Here is a 16,542-nt window from a genome sequence, read left to right as displayed (position 1 = left end):
ACCTCGACCGATCGACGCCATGGGTCTCCTCGACGCCTTCAAGAAGAAGCCGGCCAAGCCCGCTCCCAAGCTGCCGCCGCGCCCGTTGCCCATGCGGGGCGGAATGCCTCCGCACCCCGAGCCCCAGGCGGACAATCACTTCGTCGTGATCACGCTGGATTCGTGTCGCTGGGACACCTTCATGGCGGCCGAGACCAAGTTCATCCCGAAGATCTCGGGGGGCAAGGTCGAGAAGCGCTACACGTACGCGTCGTGGACCGCGCCGTCGCACTACAACCTCCTGACGGGCCTCTTCCCGCACACGTCGCCGCCGAACGTGTACGCGTCGGAGTACTACAAGGAGGACTTCTTCAACTACAACGAGCGCCTCGGCGCTCGTGAGAAGACGGTCGACTTCGGCGCCATGGTCCCCGGCCTGTGGCTGCCCGAGTTCCTGCGCAACAAACTCGGCTACCGCACCGGCGCGCGCGTCTCGCTGCCCGTACTGAACCCGAAGACCGGCATCAACCGCTTCTTCGACTCGTTCCAGCTGATGGACAGCCACAACGACATGGCGTCCATGCTGCCGACGCTCGAGTTCAAGGACGACCGGCCGTCGTTCTACATGCTGAACGTGGGGGAGACGCACTACCCCTACGCGAAGCCGAACGAGGACTCCTCCATGTGGCCGCGCATCTCGGGCGTCAACGGCGTCTTCAAGAAGATGAACGACCAGGTGAATCCGGACAGCCCGGACTTCAAGGAGGAGTTCCAGTTCTTCGACCAGGACAAGATGGACGAGCTGAAGGAGCGCCAGATCGACACCGTTCGCTATCTGGACGGCGTCTTCGAGCAGCTCTACGACATCGTTCCCAAGAACACCCACATCGTCGTCACCGCCGACCACGGCGAGTTGTTCGGCGAAGAGGGCTACTTCGGCCACGGACCGATCATGCACAGCAAGTGCTTCGAGGTGCCCTACCTCGAAGGCAAGGTCCGCTAGTCGCAACACCGATCATCGAAGCGTCCGACGCTCGGCCTCGCGCCGCGCTCGCACGCCCAGCGCGCCGAACCGATCCAGGTCGGCGCGCCGTCTGCATCCAATCCCCAACCGCAACACCTGCTCCCTTCCCTCGACATGTCCTCCCAAGGATTCATTCTCTGGTTCACCGGACTCTCCGGCGCCGGCAAGAGCACCCTCGCCCAGTACGTGACCCCCAAACTGATCGACCTCGGCGTGAAGGTCGAGACGCTCGACGGTGACGAAGTGCGCGAGAACCTCTCCAAGGGTCTCGGCTTCTCCAAGGAGGATCGCGACACGAACATCCGCCGCATCGGTTACGTCGCGAACCTGCTGTCGCGCAACGGCGTCTGCTCGATCACGGCGGCCATCAGCCCCTACGAGGCGGTCCGCAAGGAATGCCGCGACATGGCGCAGGCGCCCTTCATCGAGATCTACGTCGAGGCTCCCCTCGCCGTGGTCGAAGAGCGCGACACCAAGGGCCTGTACAAGAAGGCCCGCGCCGGCGAGATCAAGAACTTCACCGGCATCAGCGACCCCTACGAGGCGCCGGCCAAGCCGGAGATCGTCGTCCACACCGGCGACGAGTCGATCGAGCAGTCCGGTGACAAGATCATCGGCTACCTGCGCGAGCGCGGCCTGTTGCCCGCCTGAGTCCTCCCGCCGCGGCTCCGGCTGCGTCCAGACTCCACCGACCGGCGCGCGTCCCTCGAGGGCGCGCGCCGGTCGTCGTTCCGAGCCGCCCGCCCTCGGCCGCCGCTCGCTGGGGGAGGAGGAGGGGGCCTCGGAACCCGCCGGCCCCCGAGAGCGTCCTCGTGAACACCGAGGTTCTGTCCGACCCGGCACCGCCGAGGCGGCCCGAGAAGGGGTATTCTCACAGCATCCTCCCCTCGGGCGCGGAACCCTGGCCGGTCGGAACCACCGATCCCATCGGGTCCCGAGCCCCGCGGGCGCACTTCGTGGTGTCGCTGCGGGTCCACCCCCGCGACGGATCCCCGAGCGACCGCACTCGCCCCCCCGGCGATCCGCGCGCCCTGCCGATAGGCCGTACGTCGTCCTCTCTCCCTTCGCCCAGCCGACCATCCGGTCGCCCGGACCGGGGTCCGTCCATCTTGGACGGCCGCCCGCGCCGAGTCGCGACCGCACGCACGCCCATCCCCTTCGGATGATCTTCGAACCCTCCCGGTCCCAGGGAGCCTGGATCCGCGCCGGCGCCCTCGCGCTCGCCGCCCAGGCCGTCCTCGCCTCGCCCGCCACCAGCGCCCCTCTGCCGGCCTACATCGGCCCCGGCGCGGGCTTCGCGGCGGCCGGCTCGGCGCTGGTGCTCGTCGGCACCTTCGCGCTGGCCTTCGCCATCGTCGCGATCTGGCCGATCAAGGCCGCCATCCGCACGTTCCGCATGCGCGGACTCGCGAAGCCCAAGGTCGATCGGATGATCGTGCTCGGCCTCGACGGCTTCGATCCCGACCTCTACCGCAAGTTCGCGGCCGAGGGGCTGATGCCGAACTTCCAGGCCCTCGAGAAGGAAGGCTGCTTCCGACCGCTCGAGACGGCCTACCCCTCGATCTCGCCGGTGGCCTGGTCGAGCTACGCGACGGGCGTGGACGCGTCGCGCCACAACATCTACGACTTCCTCACGCGCGACCCCTGCAACTACATGCCGGCGCTGTCCTCGACCGAGGTCAAGGAGCTGCCGAAGTCGCTCAACCTGGGCTTCGCGAAGATTCCGTTCGGCACGAAGGTGGTCACGCGGCTGCTGCAGAAGAGCCAGCCCTTCTGGAAGCTGCTCGGGAAGAACTTCGTCTGGAGCTCGATCATTCGGGTCCCGATCACCTTCCCCGCGCAGAAGTTCGACAACGGCGTGCTCCTGTCCGGCATGTGCGTGCCCGACCTCCAGGGCACGCAGGGTTCGTTCAGCTTCTACTCGACGAAGCCGCGCTCGGGCGACGCCCACATCGGCGGCCAGCAGTACGTCATCCGCAAGAGCGCGGCCGGCGTCGTCGAGTCGAACCTCACCGGTCCGGCCGGCGCCGATCGGCACCGCATGAAGTGTCCCTTCAAGGTCACGTTCGACGAAGCGAAGCGCGAAGCGACGTTCGAGGTCGAAGGCGAGAAGGCGACGGTCGGCTACCGCGAGTACACGCCCTGGATGCGCATCCCGTTCAAGGGCGCCCAGGGCATCGCGCGCTTCTACGTCCAGACCTGGGACGAGAAGGACGTCGAGATCTACGTGACGCCGATCAACATCGACCCGGACAAGCCGGCGATGCCGATCAGCCACCCGCTGGTCTACTCGATCTACCTGGCGAAGACTCTGGGCCCGTACGCCACGCTCGGACTGGCCGAGGACACCTGGGCGCTGAACGAGCGAGTCGTCGACGAAGAGGCCTTCCTCAAGCAGTCCTGGCTGATCTTCGAGGAGCGCAAGAAGCAGCTGTGGGACGTGGTCGAGAAGACGAAGAAGGGCTTCGTCACGGTGGTGTTCGACACCACCGACCGTATCTGCCACATGTTCTACCGCTACCTCGATCCGACCCACCCGGCCAACGCGGGCAAGGACACCGAGGTGTTCGAGCACACCATCCGCGATCTGTACGCGAAGATGGACGAGTTCCTCGCCGAGGTGCGCGCGAAGGTGAACGACAAGGACGGCAAGACCGTCTTCTGCGTGCTGTCGGACCACGGCTTCTGCAACTTCCGCCGCGGCGTGAACATCAACGCCTGGCTGCGCGACGAGGGCTACCTCGTGCTGAAGGACGGTGCGGAGACGAGCGGCGACTGGTTCGAGAACGTCGACTGGAGTCGGACCAAGGCGTTCACGCTCGGCCTGACCGGCATCTTCATCAACCGCAAGGGACGCGAGGCCAAGGGCATCGTCGCACCTGGCCCCGAGATGGAGAGCCTGTGTCGCGAGATCCAGGGCAAGCTCCAGGCCCTCGTCGACCCGGCCACCGGCCAGACCGCGGTGCTCGAGGCGTCGATCACCAAGGAGATCCACGGCGGGCCCTACGCGGACCTCGCGCCGGAGATCCTGGTCGGCTACCAGCGCGGCTACCGCCACTCGTGGGACTGCGCGACCGGCGCCGTCTCGAAGGACGTCTTCACCGACAACACGAAGAGTTGGTCCGGTGACCACTGCGTCGACCCGCGCCTCGTGCCCGGCGTCTTCTGGTGCAACCGCCCGATCAACACCGAGCGGCCCAACATCATGGACCTGGCGCCGACCGCGCTGGACATGTTCGGCGTCGACATCCCGAAGTACATGCAGGGCTCGTCCCTCTTCGGTGAGCGCGTGCGCGATCAACAGCTGCGCGAGTTCCCCAGCAAGCCCCACCCCGCGCCGGAGAAGATGCCGGCCACCACGAAGAAGCCGGCGGAGAAGCCGGAGCGCGTCTGATGCGACTTTGGACCAAGAACGCGGGGGCCTTCCTCGGACTCGGAGGGCTCGTGGCCGGTGCATTGGCACTCGGCGGAGCCTTCACCCCGGCAGCCGTGGTGAGCGCGCCCAACACCGCGAGCTCCGCGTCCGACGCGGCGACGCACCCGCGGCTCATCGTCCTCGGCGTCGACGGCATGGACCCCGACATCCTGCGCGACGTCATCGCGCGCTTCCCCGAGCGCACCCCGAACCTGCGTTGGCTGGCGGAGCAGAGCGGGATCCACGAGCTCGGCACGTCGCAGCCGCCGCAGAGTCCCGTCGCCTGGTCGAACTTCATCACCGGCCGCGATCCCGGCGGCCACGGCATCTACGACTTCCTGCACCGCGATCCGGTCACGCGTGCGGTCATCGGTTCGACGACGGTCACGACGCCGACGGGCTTCTTCGGACTGACCGGCGGAGACGTCGAGTCGACGCGCTCGGGCCGTGCGTTCTGGAAGGTGCTCGCGGACCACGGCGTGCCGGCCGACATCTGGCGCATGCCGATCAACTACCCCGTCGAGGCGAGCAACGGCGTCTCCTTCCCCGGAATGATGACGCCGGCGGTCGACTCGGCCTACGGCGAGGCGTCGTTCTTCACGACCGATGCGTTCGCCAGCGACCGCATCTCCTACAAGAAGCTCGACGCTGGTCTGACCGAACGCGGGGGCGTGATCGACGCGGAGCTCAAGGGCCCCAGCATCGGCGGAGAGGCCTCGTCGGCGCCGCTGACCGTCTACATCGACCGCGAGGCGACCGATCCGCGCACGGGCGAAGTCACCGGTGCAGCGGCGTTCGAGCTGGGCTTGCGCACCCTCGTGCTGCAGCCCGGGGAGTGGAGCGATTTCGTCCCGGTGGACTTCGGTGGCATCGGCGGCGTCGTTCGCTTCTACCTGCGCCAGCTCGAACCGCACGTGGCCTTCTACGCCTCGCCGGTCAACATCGATCCCTCGAACCCGATCTACGACGTCTCCGCACCGAAGAGCGCGTCCGCCGACCTCGCCGAAGCCATCGGCACCTACTACACGCAGGGGATGGCCGAGGACGTCAACGCGCTCAAGAACGAGATCATCACGGACGACGAGTTCCTCGCGCAGTCCGACCTGGTCTACACCGAGCGCAGGCGGATGATGGACCACGCGTTCGAGCGCTACCTCGACAAGGAGGAGGGCGGCCTGCTCTTCTTCTACTACTCCACCGTGGACCTGATGTGCCACATGCTGTGGCGGCACAGCGACGCGGACCATCCGTTCCACGACGCCGCCATGGCCGGGGACGACACGGCCTGGTGGAGCGGTCGCGAGGGTTCGGCCTGGAAGGACGTCGTCCACGACATCTACCTGAAGGTCGAGCCCGTGATCGAGGACATCCGCACTCGCATGGACGCCTCCGGCGAGCCGTGGGAGCTGATCGTGATGAGCGACCACGGCTTCGCGCCCTACAGCCGCAAGTTCTCGCTCAACACCTGGCTGTACGACAACGGCTATCTGGTGCTCTCGGCCGGCATGGACAAGGAAGCGCGTTCGGGCACGCCGCCCAACCGTCGCGTCCCGCTGGCCGAACAGGTCACCCTGTCGATGCCCGGCGTCACCGACTGGTCGAAGACGCGCGCCTACGGCATGGGGTTCAACGGCCTGTACCTCAACCTCGCGGGGCGCGAGGGCGTCGCCGCGCACGGCGAGGACGGCGAACCGGGCATCGTGACCGCGGGCGAGCGGCGCGCGCTGCTCGAGAAGCTCAAGGCCGAGCTCGAGGCGATCGTCGATCCCGCGACGGGCAAGAAGGTCGTGCGCCGCGCGGACATCGCCGAGGACTTCTACGCGAACAAGGAGCGCCTCGCCGACGCTCCCGACATCCTGGTCGGGTACGAGTTCGGCTACGGCAACTCGGACGAGTCGTCGCTGGGTCGCGTGACGTCGGCCGGTCGCGGCGACGGCGCCGACTGGATCGAGAACAACACCGGCGGCACGTTCAACGGCAGCCACCTCATGTCGCCCGACGTGGTCGGCGGCATCCTCATGTCGACCAAGAAGGTGCGCGAGGGCCAGCACGGCCTCGCCGACCTCACGGTCGAAGTCCTCGCCCACTACGGCGTCGAGCCCCTCGAGGGCATGCACGGACACCGCGTGCTCGAAGACTGATCGAGCGCGCCAGTCACTTCATCAACACCACTCCCTCCAACCACCGAAGCACCATGTTCGGCAGCGGCAACAAGATCAAACTGGATCCCGACCTCATCGAGCGCGTCAAGCGCGTGTCCGAGGTCGCGGGCTACGCCTCCCACGAAGAGTTCATCGCGCACATCATCGAGCGCGAACTCCAGCACTTCGAAGGCGCGGACTCCGACGACGACATCACCGAGAAGCTGCGCGGCCTCGGCTACATCAGCTGAGTTCGGCGCCGGCCAGACATGAACCCGGTGAGCGTGCCCTGCGCGCTCTCTCTCCCCCCAGACCGCCTCATTCTCGATGGACTTCGTCAACAGCATCTGCTCCTCAGCCTTCTCTGCGCTCATGGGCGCGATCGGCTGGATGGGCTGGTTCGGTGCTCTCGTCTTCGTGAGCGCCGTCTTCGGCATCATCGCGCTGTTGATCTTCAAGCAGATCAGCTTTCAAGGCGGGATCAAGTCCGTGAAGGACAAGATCAAGGGGGCGATGATCGAGATCCGGCTCTATCAGAACGATCTGCGGATCGTGGCGAAGGCGGTGCTGCGGGTGCTCGGGCGGAACTTCCAGTACCTGGGGCTGAACTTCGGTCCGATCCTGCCGCTGCTCGTTCCGTTCGCGTTCTTGGCCGCCCAACTGATCACGTGGTTCGCATTCATGCCGATTCCGGTCTGGACTGACGCACGTGGCGAGTGGATGCCAGGCAAAGGTCACGAGGTGGTCATCGTCCTCGACGACGAAGCCAAGGGCGACATCCGAGACGTTCGGGTCGTGCTTCCCGATACGTTGCAGCGCATGACGCCCATCGTGCGCAATGAGCGGAAGGGACTGATCGCCTTCGAGGTCGTCGCGGTTGCCGAGGGTGACGAGGTGATCACGATCACTTCGCCCAGCGGCGAGGTCGTCACGAAGCGCATCGTGACCGGCGAGGAGCACATGGGTCCCTTGGAGGGGGTGCGGGGGCGCGGCTTGAAGGATCTGTTCGAGAACCCGGCAGAAGGTTCGCTCGCCGACACGTTCGTCTCGCGGATCGCCTTCGTCTATCCCGCGCGTTCGATCCAATACATGGCTGATGGGATCTTCGGTATTGGACTGTTGTTCCTCATCTTCTCGATGCTCGCGGGCGTCGCGATCCTGAAGCCGCTCAAGATCCAGATCTGAGCGGCGCTCGGGCACCAACCTCGTGTACTCCCACGCCGTCGAACGCGCGCTCGCCGTCGCCATCGAGGCCCATGCGCCTCACCGGCGCAAGGGCAACAACGACCCGTACGTCGTGCATCCAGTGCACATGGCGCTGCTCCTGGCCCAGCTCGGTGCCGACGAGGTGACCGTGCAAGCGGCGCTCCTGCACGACGTGGCCGAGGACGCCGACGACTGGGACCTGCCCGGCCTCGCGCGCGCGTTCGGCGACGACGTGGCGAGCGTCGTGGCGGAGTTGACCGAGGACAAACGGCAGAGCTGGGAGGTCAGAAAGCGCACGGCGCTCGAACACGTGCCGCACCTCTCCGAACGCGGTGCCGCGGTCAAGTCGGCCGACGTGTTGCACAACCTGTCGAGCCTCGCCGCGCACCTCGAGTCCATGGGCGACACGAACGCCGCGTGGCAGCCGTTCAGCGGCGGAAAGGAGCGCACGCTGACCCAGCACCGCGCGATGGTCGCGGCCCTGTCCGCGCGCACGAACGAGCGCTTGGCCGATGCCCTGCGCACGACGTTGGGCCGCATCCTCGCGGTCTGCGGCGAGACGCTCTGAGTCGAGCGCGCGACGGCGCCGTTCTCGGTGCGTCGCCGTGCACCGTCTCGCCCCGTTCGACGCGCTTCTCCGCGTCGCGCGCTTCCAGCCGCCACGGGACGCCGCGCTCGCGACCGAACTCGCCCTCAGACGACGCCGCTGTCCCGCAGCGCCCGCATGATCCGCTCGGCATCCGCCGGACGGCAGATGAGCAGCTCGTCGTTGCGCGGATCCAGCTGGTTGTAGATCTGCTTGTCGCCGTTCAAGCGGCTGACGTGCCAACCCAGCGCGAGGGCCACGCACTCGGGCGCGCAGGTGTCCCACTCCTTGACGCCGGTCTTGTGGACGTAGGCGTCAGCCTCGCCGAGCAACAGGCGCGAGGCCTTGTAGCCGACGCTGCCGACGGGCACGAGTTCGTGCTCGCCAAGTGTCGTGGCGAAGCGCTCCATCCAGTCGGGCGTGTGGCTGCGGCTGCAGACCAGTCGCATCGCACCTGGGGTCCTGCTGTCGCCCAGCAGCAGCGTCGACGTGCCGTCCTCGGGCACGCCGTCGAAGCCGTGCCGCAGCGGTTCGCCCTCCGCGCACACGCCCCACAGCACGAGGCCGAGACTCGGCAGGGCGACCACGCCCAGCGCCGGTTTGCCGTCGACGACGAGCGCCACGTGCACCGCCCAGTCCACGCGTCCGGTGCGGTACTCCTTCGTGCCGTCGAGCGGGTCGACGATCCACGTGCGCGACTTCTTCGTGCGCGCCGGGCTGTCGACGGTCTCCTCGGACAGGAGGCCGTCGTTCGGGTACGCCGCGCGGATCGAGCCCTGCAGGTAGGCGTCCGCCGCCTGGTCGCCGACATCGCCGACGATCGTCGGGTCGGTCCAACGTCCGGACGCGCGCAGGGCCAGGACTCGTTCACCCGCTTCGCGCGCGATGCGGCGCGCGAAGCCCAGTTCCGCTTCGAAGGAGGCTGTCATCCGAGGAGTCTACGCAGCCCCGCGCGGCCGTCCCGAGCCCTATCCGGCGCAATCGCCGCCCGCGCGCTCAGGCGTTCGGACGCGCCACCGGCCCCGACCAGGAACCCATGCCGCCCGCCAGGTTGTGCAGGCCCGCGTAGCCCTGGCTGGCGAGCAGTTCGCAGGCCGCCGCCGAGCGCCCGCCGCCCGCGCAGTACACGAGCATCGCGCCCGCGCCCTTCGGCACCTCGGCCAGGCGCGCCTCGAGCTGCTCGATCGGGATCAGCTGGGCGCCGGGGATGATGCCCGTCGCCGTCTCGCCCGGGGAACGCACGTCGAGCAGGTGCAGCTTCTCTCCACCTTCGACGAGTCGTTGTCCCTCGCGCGCGTCCACGTCGCGCCACAGTCGGCCTTCGAGGATCTGATCGCGGTCGAGCGCCGTGCCGGCGGCGACCTCGGCGAGCAGCGCGCGCGTCGCAGCCAGTTCGCGCTGCACCTCCTCGGCCAGGTTCTGGGCGTCGCGTCGAGCGTCGCGCCGCGCGTCGTCGAGGTCCTGTTTCGACACGCCGCCCTTCTTCGCGGCGCTCGTGGCGACCAGGAAGGCGAGGAAGGCGAAGAAGAGTGCGAAGTACTCCATGGAGGTCGAGTGGTGGGAGGGAGGTCAGCGTTCGCCGCGGCGGCGTTCGACGGCGCGGGCGACGGCCGGTGCCACGAAGAGCAGCACCACGACCACGACGCCGATGACGATCAATTCGCGCGAACCGAAGAACGCGACGGGCGGCGGAGCGAGGCAGTGGCCGATCACGACCGACCCCGCGGCACGAACAGCCCGAGCGACGCGGTGAACCCGTGCAGGAAGGCGCGCGGTCCCACCTGTCCGATCTCGCCCATCGCGAAGAAGCCGCCCAGCGGCAGGTTCGGACCCAGGGCGCGTTGGACGTGGCTGACGTCGTGGTGCGGGCTGCCGAACATGCGCTCGCCGCGGCCGTTGCAGGTGAACATCAACGCGCCGGCGCAGCCCTGCCCGCTGGCTCGGGTCAGCACGCGTTCGATGTCCTCGCCGGCGGACTCCGCGTCGCGCAGCAGGAACTGGATGGTCTGGCCCTTGCGCAGGTTGTCGCCCACGGCGATCGCGCGGCTGGTGGGGTCGGCGCCGAGCAGGCCGCGCGCCAGGAAGTCGTCGCGGTCGAACTCGCTCTTGTTCGCGTCGACCGCCACGCCGACGAACGGCCCGCGCTGGAAGGCTTCGCGCTCGTCGCTCTCCATCGTCGCCATGGTCTCCATCAGCACCTCGAGCGCCGGGCGACCGCCGAGCGTCAGCACGTGCCCGTCCTCGATGCCGGTCACGACCCACGGCTTGCCCACGGGTCGGCAGCCCTGACTGACCGCCGGTCGCAGTTCCGCCGCGCCGCGGACCAGCGCACCGATCGCGCCGCCGTCGGTCACGCCGTTCGCGTCGAAGACGATGTTCTGCCCCGGTCCCATGCCGCCGCTGGCCATGCCGCCGACCACCGGGAGGCCCGGATAGCGCTCGCCGAGGACGTCGAGGTACTCCTGCGCCGGGAACGAGAAGGGGTCCGCGAGCAGCAGCATCGACGTGTCGCGTCCGTCGTCCGCGATGTCCGGTGGGGGCGGGAGTTCGCCGTCGAACGCCGCCCGGAACGCGGTCACCTCGGTCTTCGGCAGGTGCGCCGCGAACAGGGACAGGGCGGGGCCCTGCTCGAGCTCGCGGTCGTCGCCCAGCACCGACTCGCCGGTGCAGCCCAACAGGGTCCGCGCGCCGGTGGCGGCCACGAGGCGTTCGGGGATCCGCTCGAGCGCCCCGGCGTGGTGGTGGGTGAGGAAGCAGACGAGCAGGTCGACCGAGCGCCCGTCGAGTTGGGCGCTGATCGAAGCTGTGGCCTCGTCCAGGGCACGATCGGGGTCGGCTTCGTTCGTGAGAGCGGCGGCGCAGGCGAGATCCATGGCGGGATCGTACCGGTGCGTCGATGCCCCAACGACGCTCTCCGGCCGCAACCCGCGGGATCCGGGCCCATTCGGTCGGAGCGCGCGCCCACGGTGTCGGCATGTGGAGCCGCGGGTCCTCTTCGGGCGGGAACTCGGAGCGCGCGAGTCCGTCGGCGACACCGCGGGTGATCTGCGGGAAGCGGTGCGGCTGCACGCTCCAGAAGGTCGAATGCCCCGTGCAGGAGTCGGTTCCAGGGCGCAGAATGGGAGGCCGATTTCCCGGCGACGCCCCGCCCCGCGGAGCCCCCGCGCAGGGTCTCCGACGGCTCCGACCCCTCCAGATCCCGGAACGCCCGGGACTCGGAGCGCCGGAGGTCCAGCAGCTCGCCGCGTCCGTCCGCTCACCGTTCCGAACTTCCGCGCGGCAGCCACCACTGCCCGCCACCGCCTCAACGAATGACCGTGAACTCCCAACCCGGCGCCGAACTGCCCCTGCAGAGCCAGGAGAACGTCGTGATCCGCTTCGCCGGTGACTCCGGCGACGGCATGCAGATCACTGGCAACCAGTTCACGACCACCTCGGCGATCGCGGGCAACGACCTCGCGACGCTGCCCGACTTCCCGGCCGAGATCCGTGCGCCCGCCGGCACGCGTCCGGGCGTCTCGGGCTTCCAGGTGCGGTTCAGCTCGTCGGACATCCACACGCCCGGCGATTCGCCCGACGTGTTGGTGGCGATGAACCCGGCGGCGCTGGTCGTGAACATCGCCGACCTCAAGCCCGGCGGCATCGTGCTCGTGAACACGGGCAACTGGGGCGAGACCGACCTCAAGAAGGCGCGCCTGGCGAAGGATCCGCTGAAGGACGGGACGCTGAACGGCTACCGCCTGATCGAGATCGACATCAACCAGCGCGTGAAGGAAGCGCTCACCGACTCGCCGCTCTCCGCGCGCGACGTCCAGCGCTGCAAGAACTTCTACACGCTCGGGCTGATGTACTGGCTGTACAGCCGCCCGCTCGAGCCCACCGAGAAGTGGCTGAAGGCGAAGTTCGGCAAGAAGCCCGACCTGGCCGACGCGAACATCACGGCGATGCGCGCGGGCTACAACGCCGGCGACATCCAGGAGCTGTTCCAGGGGCGCTACGAAGTGCCGCCCTGCGACACCCTGCCGCCCGGCACCTACCGCAACGTGATGGGCAACGAGGCCCTCTCGATGGGTCTCGTCGCGGGCGCCGAACTGGCGGGCCTCGAGCTCTACCTCGGTAGCTACCCGATCACGCCGGCCTCCGACATCCTCCACTACCTGTCGGGCTACAAGAACCACGGCGTCGTCACCGTCCAGAGCGAGGACGAGATCGCCGCGATCTGCAGCGCGATCGGCGCGTCGTTCGCCGGAATGATCGGCATGACGTCCACCTCCGGTCCGGGCGTGGCGCTCAAGACCGAGGCCCTGGGCCTGGCGATCTCGACCGAGTTGCCGCTCGTGCTGGTCGACGTCCAACGCGCCGGCCCGTCGACCGGCATGCCGACGAAGACCGAGCAGTCCGACCTCTACCAGGCCGTGCTCGGCCGCAACGGTGACGCGCCGCTGCCCGTCGTGTCGTGCTCCACGCCGTCCGACGCGTTCGAGTGTGCGATCGAGGCCGTGCGTCTGGCCGTGCGCTACATGACGCCGGTGATCCTTCTGTCCGACGGCTACATCGCCAACGGTTCGGAACCCTGGCGCGTGCCGGACGCCGACTCGCTCGAGCCGTTCCGCGTGAAGTTCCAGACCGAGACGAAGGACTTCCACGCGTTCAAGCGCGACGACCGCCTCGTGCGTCCCTGGGCCAAGCCGGGCACGCCGGGTCTCGAGCACCGCATCGGCGGCCTCGAGAAGGACGAGCACTCCGGCAACATCTCGTACGACCCGATCAACCACGAGCGCATGACGCACCTGCGCGCGAACAAGATCATGGGCATCCAGCGCGAGATCGCGACGCCCGAGGTCTTCGGCGCGAAGGAGGGCAAGTTGCTCGTCGTCGGCTGGGGCTCGACCTACGGCTCGATCCGCAGTGCGATGGAGATCTGCCTGCGCGACGGCAAGAGCATCGGCGCGATCCACATGCGCCACATGTGGCCCTTCGCGCCGGGCCTGGCGGAGCTGTTCGCCCGCTACGAACGCGTGCTCGTGCCGGAACTCAACCTGGGTCAGCTCGCGCGCCTGTTGCGCAGCGAGTACCCGGGCGTCGAGTTCATCTCCTACCCCAAGGTGCAGGGCCTGCCGTTCTCCACCGCCGAACTCGTCGCCCGTTTCGACGAACTCGTCTGATCCGCTCCGCGCGCCGAACCACACCGTCATGTCCGACAGCAACGTCACGCCGCTCACGAAGAAGGATCTGAAGTCCGACCAGGAGGTCCGTTGGTGCCCCGGTTGTGGGGACTACTCGATCCTCAACTCGGTGCAAACCGTCCTCGCCGACCTCGGCATCGCGCGCGAGAACCTGGCCGTCATCAGCGGCATCGGCTGCTCGAGCCGCTTCCCGTACTACATGAACACGTACGGGTTCCACACGATCCACGGCCGCGCGCCGGCGATCGCGACCGGCGTCAAGATCGCCAACCCCGAGCTCTCGGTGTGGATGATCACCGGCGACGGCGACGGCCTCTCGATCGGTGCGAACCACACGGCGCACATGCTGCGGCGCAACGTGGACGTGAAGGTGCTCCTGTTCAACAACCAGATCTACGGTCTGACGAAAGGACAGTACTCGCCCACGTCGCCCGTCGGCCTGCGCACCAAGTCCACGCCCTTCGGTTCGATCGACCGGCCGTTCAACCCGGTCTCGTTCGCGCTCGGTTCCGGTGCGACGTTCGTGGCGCGCACGATCGACACGCACCCGAAGCACATGGAGAAGATCTTCCACGCCGCCGCTCAGCACAAGGGCACCGCGTACGTCGAGATCTTCCAGAACTGCGTGATCTTCAACGACGGCTGCTTCGACTCGGTCGCCAATCGCAAGGTGCGCGACGACCGCACCTTCGACCTCGAGCCGGGCCAACCGATGGTCTACGGCAAAGAGGGCGACAAGGGCGTGCGCTTCGACGGCTTCGACGTGGAGTTCACCGACGCGGCGAACGCCGAGGTCTGGGACCCCACGCGCCCGACGACCGCCGCCGCGCAGATCCTGGCCGAGCTCGATGCCGACCACGAGAAGCCCACCGCCATCGGCATCTTCCGCCAGGTCCAGGCTCCGACCTACGACGGGGGCGTGCGCGGTCAGGTGAACCAGGTCCTCGCCACGAAGGGCCGCGGACGACTCGAGGACCTTCTGAAGCGCGGCGAGACCTGGACGGTCAGCTGAACGGCCGACCGAACGAGTGGTGACGCGGCTGCTCGCGACGACCGCGTGCCGCTCACCGACGACCTGCACACACGACCTGCACCGACGACCCCAACTCGGCGAACGCTCATGGAACTCGACCGCTTCTCGCTCGCTGGTCTGCTCGCTCTCTCGGTCCTCCTGCAGGGCTGCGGTGACGCGAGTTCGCACGACTCCACCGAGGCCGGCGCTGGCGCCCAGGCGAACTCGGCCGAGACCCAGGTCGTGCACTTCACGGTCGAGGGCATGGGCTGCGAGGCCTGCCCGCCCCAGGTCCGCAAGAAGATCGCGAGCCTGGAAGGCATCGAAGAGGCCGACGTGGACGTGGATCTCGAGTCGGCCACCTGCGACGTCCGGCTCCAGCCGGGCGACCCCGACGTCGAGGCCATCCTCGCCTCGGTCGAGGGCACGCAGTTCACGCTGAAGGCGAACTGAGCCCGGCGGCCCGGGCGAGTGGGGCGACCTTCGGAGCCACGGGCTCCAATAGCGGGGGACATCCCCGATCCAGGCTGGTGCCAGGGGGGCGGTGCATCCCTTCGTGTGGTCACGGCGAAGGTCTGTGGGACCATTCACGGGGCGCTCCGCCGCTCGATGGCGAGCGGACCGGACGCGCCACTCCCGTGAACCACACGCGAACCACAACCAGAACCATGAATCGATCCATCATCGCCGGCCTCGTGGCCGTGCCGGTGCTGCTCGTCGGCTGCCAGAGCCCGGACGAGACCAGCACGACCAACACCACCAGCTCCGCTCAGACCCTGGACGCCATCCCGGCCTCCCAGCAGGTCGTGCTGAAGATGACCGGCATGACATGAGCGTCCTGCCCGGCGCAAGTGCGGTCCGCACTGCAATCGGTGAAAGGTGTGAAGAACGTCGACATCGACAACACCAACAAGACGGCCACGGTCGTGTTCGACGCCGCGAGTGGTCTGAGCCCGAACGACCTGGTCGCGGTCTTCGAAGGCACCAAGTTCTCCGCGAAGGTGGAAGGCTGATGTTCCGAGCCACCATCGCCGCCACGGCAACCGCCCTGGCTCTTTCTCTCTCCGGCTGTTCGGCCGAGGCTCCGTCCACCGCGACGTCCGAGCCCACAGCGAACGAAGCCGGCACTCCCGACGCCTCCCAGCTCGTGACCTTCAAGGTCGACGGGATGACGTGAGGCGCCGCCTGTCCTCCGCAGTTGCGGAGGGCCATCGCGAAACTGGACGGACTCGCCGAGGGCGACGTCGAGGTCGACTACAAGGCGAAGACGTGCTCGATCCGCGTGCAGGAGGGTGACCCCTCCGCCGAAGCGATCATGGATGCCGTGAACTCGGCGTCGCGCTTCACGCTCGCCACCAACTGAGCGAACGACACCGACCCGTTTCGAGCCGAGGGCCGAGAGCGACATCGTTCGCTCTCGGCCCTCGGGCATCGGGGCCCGCTCGTCTCACTTGCCGCCGACGAGTTCCCCGAGTTTCTCGAGCGAGTTTCCGGCGCGTTCCCGCAGAGCCTCGAGGTTCTCGGCGCCGCTGCCGCGCAGCTGCTCCATCAGCTCGGGCAGCTGTTCGCGCAGCACCTCGAGTTGCTCGAGCTTCTCCTGGGCGGCCTCGCGTGCGGGGCCCTCGGCCTCCTCGATCTGACGCTGCAGCTCTTCCCTGCGCTCGGCCAGCGCCTCGCGACCGGCCTCGAGCTGGTCGGCGATCTGCTCGCGCTTCTCGGCGGTGAACTCGGCCAGGACGCTGCCGATCTCGCTCGCGCCCTCGCCGATCGTCCGGCCGGCGTCGCGCAGACGGTCCTTCTGGTCGTCGGAGCAGCCGCCGAGGAGGGCGCCGGCGAGGACGAGAGGGGCGAGCAGGAGCGAGGACGTGCGGGTCGTGCGGGTGGTGTTCATGGCGGAACGAGCCTACCAGCGGCGAGCCCGGCCATTCACCCAGAAGGGGCGGCGAACGGACCGCTGCACGATCGCCGCCACTCCTCGAAGCCTCCGCCCGCG

18 protein-coding genes and 1 pseudogene are annotated in these 16,542 nt (G+C 68.2%); 14 read left to right on the top strand and 5 right to left on the bottom strand.

The genetic code is table 11. The annotated features are described in order from the left end of the window. Nucleotides 1-19: 19 nt before the first annotated feature. The 7 genes from Pla163_RS15780 to Pla163_RS15750 all read left to right on the top strand — a co-directional run bounded on the left by Pla163_RS15780 (nucleotide 20) and on the right by Pla163_RS15750 (nucleotide 8,333). Nucleotides 20-982: a sulfatase-like hydrolase/transferase gene (locus Pla163_RS15780; RefSeq protein ID WP_419186015.1), complete on the top strand. Its 963-nt coding sequence runs from the start codon at nucleotides 20-22 to the stop codon at nucleotides 980-982. Between the two features lie 135 nt (nucleotides 983-1,117). Continuing rightward, nucleotides 1,118-1,654 carry an adenylyl-sulfate kinase gene (gene cysC / locus Pla163_RS15775; protein ID WP_145190685.1) on the top strand — a complete coding sequence of 179 codons (537 nt, stop codon included), beginning with the start codon at nucleotides 1,118-1,120 and terminating at the stop codon, nucleotides 1,652-1,654. A 511-nt stretch (nucleotides 1,655-2,165) separates the two neighbouring features. Continuing rightward, nucleotides 2,166-4,397 carry an alkaline phosphatase family protein gene (locus Pla163_RS15770; protein WP_145190682.1) on the top strand — a complete coding sequence of 744 codons (2,232 nt, stop codon included), beginning with the start codon at nucleotides 2,166-2,168 and terminating at the stop codon, nucleotides 4,395-4,397. Further along, nucleotides 4,397-6,559 carry an alkaline phosphatase family protein gene (locus Pla163_RS15765; RefSeq protein ID WP_145190679.1) on the top strand — a complete coding sequence of 721 codons (2,163 nt, stop codon included), beginning with the start codon at nucleotides 4,397-4,399 and terminating at the stop codon, nucleotides 6,557-6,559. Before Pla163_RS15770 ends, Pla163_RS15765 begins: the two co-directional genes overlap by 1 nt. Nucleotides 6,560-6,612: 53 nt before the next feature. Further along, nucleotides 6,613-6,810 carry a ribbon-helix-helix domain-containing protein gene (locus Pla163_RS15760; protein WP_145190676.1) on the top strand — a complete coding sequence of 66 codons (198 nt, stop codon included), beginning with the start codon at nucleotides 6,613-6,615 and terminating at the stop codon, nucleotides 6,808-6,810. A 76-nt stretch (nucleotides 6,811-6,886) separates the two neighbouring features. Beyond that, nucleotides 6,887-7,744: a hypothetical protein gene (locus tag Pla163_RS15755; protein WP_145190673.1), complete on the top strand. Its 858-nt coding sequence runs from the start codon at nucleotides 6,887-6,889 to the stop codon at nucleotides 7,742-7,744. A gap of 22 nt (nucleotides 7,745-7,766) precedes the next feature. Next, on the top strand, nucleotides 7,767-8,333 hold the full coding sequence (locus Pla163_RS15750; protein WP_145190670.1) for an HD domain-containing protein: 567 nt from the start codon (nucleotides 7,767-7,769) through the stop codon (nucleotides 8,331-8,333). Between the two features lie 125 nt (nucleotides 8,334-8,458). Here the strand turns inward: Pla163_RS15750 and Pla163_RS15745 are convergent, their stop codons facing one another. The 4 genes from Pla163_RS15745 to Pla163_RS15735 all read right to left on the bottom strand — a co-directional run bounded on the left by Pla163_RS15745 (nucleotide 8,459) and on the right by Pla163_RS15735 (nucleotide 11,224). Continuing rightward, a complete protein-coding gene (locus tag Pla163_RS15745; RefSeq protein ID WP_145190667.1) occupies nucleotides 8,459-9,280 on the bottom strand; it encodes a 3'(2'),5'-bisphosphate nucleotidase CysQ in 822 nt (273 codons plus the stop codon). Nucleotides 9,281-9,347: 67 nt separating this feature from the next. Beyond that, nucleotides 9,348-9,896 carry a rhodanese-like domain-containing protein gene (locus tag Pla163_RS15740; protein WP_145190664.1) on the bottom strand — a complete coding sequence of 183 codons (549 nt, stop codon included), beginning with the start codon at nucleotides 9,894-9,896 and terminating at the stop codon, nucleotides 9,348-9,350. A 24-nt stretch (nucleotides 9,897-9,920) separates the two neighbouring features. Beyond that, nucleotides 9,921-10,064 (bottom strand): hypothetical protein, encoded by a 144-nt coding sequence (locus tag Pla163_RS19150; protein WP_419186014.1) that lies wholly within the window; start codon nucleotides 10,062-10,064, stop codon nucleotides 9,921-9,923. Continuing rightward, the gene (locus Pla163_RS15735; RefSeq protein ID WP_145190661.1) at nucleotides 10,061-11,224 is read right to left on the bottom strand and encodes an FIST signal transduction protein; all 1,164 of its coding nucleotides are present in this window, start codon (nucleotides 11,222-11,224) and stop codon (nucleotides 10,061-10,063) included. Before Pla163_RS15735 ends, Pla163_RS19150 begins: the two co-directional genes overlap by 4 nt. A 438-nt stretch (nucleotides 11,225-11,662) precedes the next feature. Between Pla163_RS15735 and Pla163_RS15730 the strand changes: the two genes are divergently transcribed. The 7 genes and pseudogenes from Pla163_RS15730 (at nucleotide 11,663) to Pla163_RS19135 (ending at nucleotide 15,912) form a co-directional block, all read left to right on the top strand. Beyond that, on the top strand, nucleotides 11,663-13,516 hold the full coding sequence (locus tag Pla163_RS15730; RefSeq protein ID WP_145190658.1) for a 2-oxoacid:acceptor oxidoreductase subunit alpha: 1,854 nt from the start codon (nucleotides 11,663-11,665) through the stop codon (nucleotides 13,514-13,516). 28 nt (nucleotides 13,517-13,544) lie between these two features. After that, nucleotides 13,545-14,549 carry a 2-oxoacid:ferredoxin oxidoreductase subunit beta gene (locus Pla163_RS15725; protein ID WP_145190654.1) on the top strand — a complete coding sequence of 335 codons (1,005 nt, stop codon included), beginning with the start codon at nucleotides 13,545-13,547 and terminating at the stop codon, nucleotides 14,547-14,549. Between the two features lie 108 nt (nucleotides 14,550-14,657). Next, entirely contained in the window at nucleotides 14,658-15,002 is a 345-nt protein-coding gene (locus tag Pla163_RS15720; protein WP_145190651.1) for a heavy-metal-associated domain-containing protein, read from the top strand. Between the two features lie 215 nt (nucleotides 15,003-15,217). Continuing rightward, nucleotides 15,218-15,382, top strand: a complete 165-nt coding sequence (locus Pla163_RS19145) for a hypothetical protein (protein ID WP_419186013.1) — start codon at nucleotides 15,218-15,220, stop codon at nucleotides 15,380-15,382. Between the two features lie 12 nt (nucleotides 15,383-15,394). Continuing rightward, nucleotides 15,395-15,562, top strand: a pseudogene (locus Pla163_RS15715) (heavy-metal-associated domain-containing protein); the annotation flags it as partial. Continuing rightward, nucleotides 15,562-15,726: a hypothetical protein gene (locus Pla163_RS19140; protein WP_419186012.1), complete on the top strand. Its 165-nt coding sequence runs from the start codon at nucleotides 15,562-15,564 to the stop codon at nucleotides 15,724-15,726. The pseudogene Pla163_RS15715 and the gene Pla163_RS19140, both read left to right, overlap by 1 nt. 21 nt (nucleotides 15,727-15,747) lie before the next feature. Beyond that, nucleotides 15,748-15,912, top strand: coding sequence for a hypothetical protein (locus tag Pla163_RS19135; protein ID WP_419186011.1), 165 nt, complete (start codon nucleotides 15,748-15,750; stop codon nucleotides 15,910-15,912). 84 nt (nucleotides 15,913-15,996) lie between these two features. Here Pla163_RS19135 and Pla163_RS15710 read toward each other — a convergent pair whose 3' ends face one another. Further along, nucleotides 15,997-16,440 carry a hypothetical protein gene (locus Pla163_RS15710; protein ID WP_145190644.1) on the bottom strand — a complete coding sequence of 148 codons (444 nt, stop codon included), beginning with the start codon at nucleotides 16,438-16,440 and terminating at the stop codon, nucleotides 15,997-15,999. Nucleotides 16,441-16,542: the final 102 nt, after the last annotated feature.

This window comes from Rohdeia mirabilis (assembly GCA_007750655.1).
Taxonomy (GTDB): domain Bacteria; phylum Planctomycetota; class UBA1135; order UBA1135.
This window is presented reverse-complemented; position numbering and strand designations above follow the sequence as displayed.

Coding starts and splice junctions, on each gene's coding strand:
- Pla163_RS15780 (WP_419186015.1), top strand. CDS start 20: ATGGGTCTCCTCGACGCCTTCAAGAAGAAGCCGGCCAAGCCCGCTCCC.
- cysC (WP_145190685.1), top strand. CDS start 1,118: ATGTCCTCCCAAGGATTCATTCTCTGGTTCACCGGACTCTCCGGCGCC.
- Pla163_RS15770 (WP_145190682.1), top strand. CDS start 2,166: ATGATCTTCGAACCCTCCCGGTCCCAGGGAGCCTGGATCCGCGCCGGC.
- Pla163_RS15765 (WP_145190679.1), top strand. CDS start 4,397: ATGCGACTTTGGACCAAGAACGCGGGGGCCTTCCTCGGACTCGGAGGG.
- Pla163_RS15760 (WP_145190676.1), top strand. CDS start 6,613: ATGTTCGGCAGCGGCAACAAGATCAAACTGGATCCCGACCTCATCGAG.
- Pla163_RS15755 (WP_145190673.1), top strand. CDS start 6,887: ATGGACTTCGTCAACAGCATCTGCTCCTCAGCCTTCTCTGCGCTCATG.
- Pla163_RS15745 (WP_145190667.1), bottom strand. CDS start 9,280: ATGACAGCCTCCTTCGAAGCGGAACTGGGCTTCGCGCGCCGCATCGCG.
- Pla163_RS15740 (WP_145190664.1), bottom strand. CDS start 9,896: ATGGAGTACTTCGCACTCTTCTTCGCCTTCCTCGCCTTCCTGGTCGCC.
- Pla163_RS15735 (WP_145190661.1), bottom strand. CDS start 11,224: ATGGATCTCGCCTGCGCCGCCGCTCTCACGAACGAAGCCGACCCCGAT.
- Pla163_RS15730 (WP_145190658.1), top strand. CDS start 11,663: ATGACCGTGAACTCCCAACCCGGCGCCGAACTGCCCCTGCAGAGCCAG.
- Pla163_RS15725 (WP_145190654.1), top strand. CDS start 13,545: ATGTCCGACAGCAACGTCACGCCGCTCACGAAGAAGGATCTGAAGTCC.
- Pla163_RS15720 (WP_145190651.1), top strand. CDS start 14,658: ATGGAACTCGACCGCTTCTCGCTCGCTGGTCTGCTCGCTCTCTCGGTC.
- Pla163_RS19145 (WP_419186013.1), top strand. CDS start 15,218: ATGAATCGATCCATCATCGCCGGCCTCGTGGCCGTGCCGGTGCTGCTC.
- Pla163_RS19140 (WP_419186012.1), top strand. CDS start 15,562: ATGTTCCGAGCCACCATCGCCGCCACGGCAACCGCCCTGGCTCTTTCT.
- Pla163_RS15710 (WP_145190644.1), bottom strand. CDS start 16,440: ATGAACACCACCCGCACGACCCGCACGTCCTCGCTCCTGCTCGCCCCT.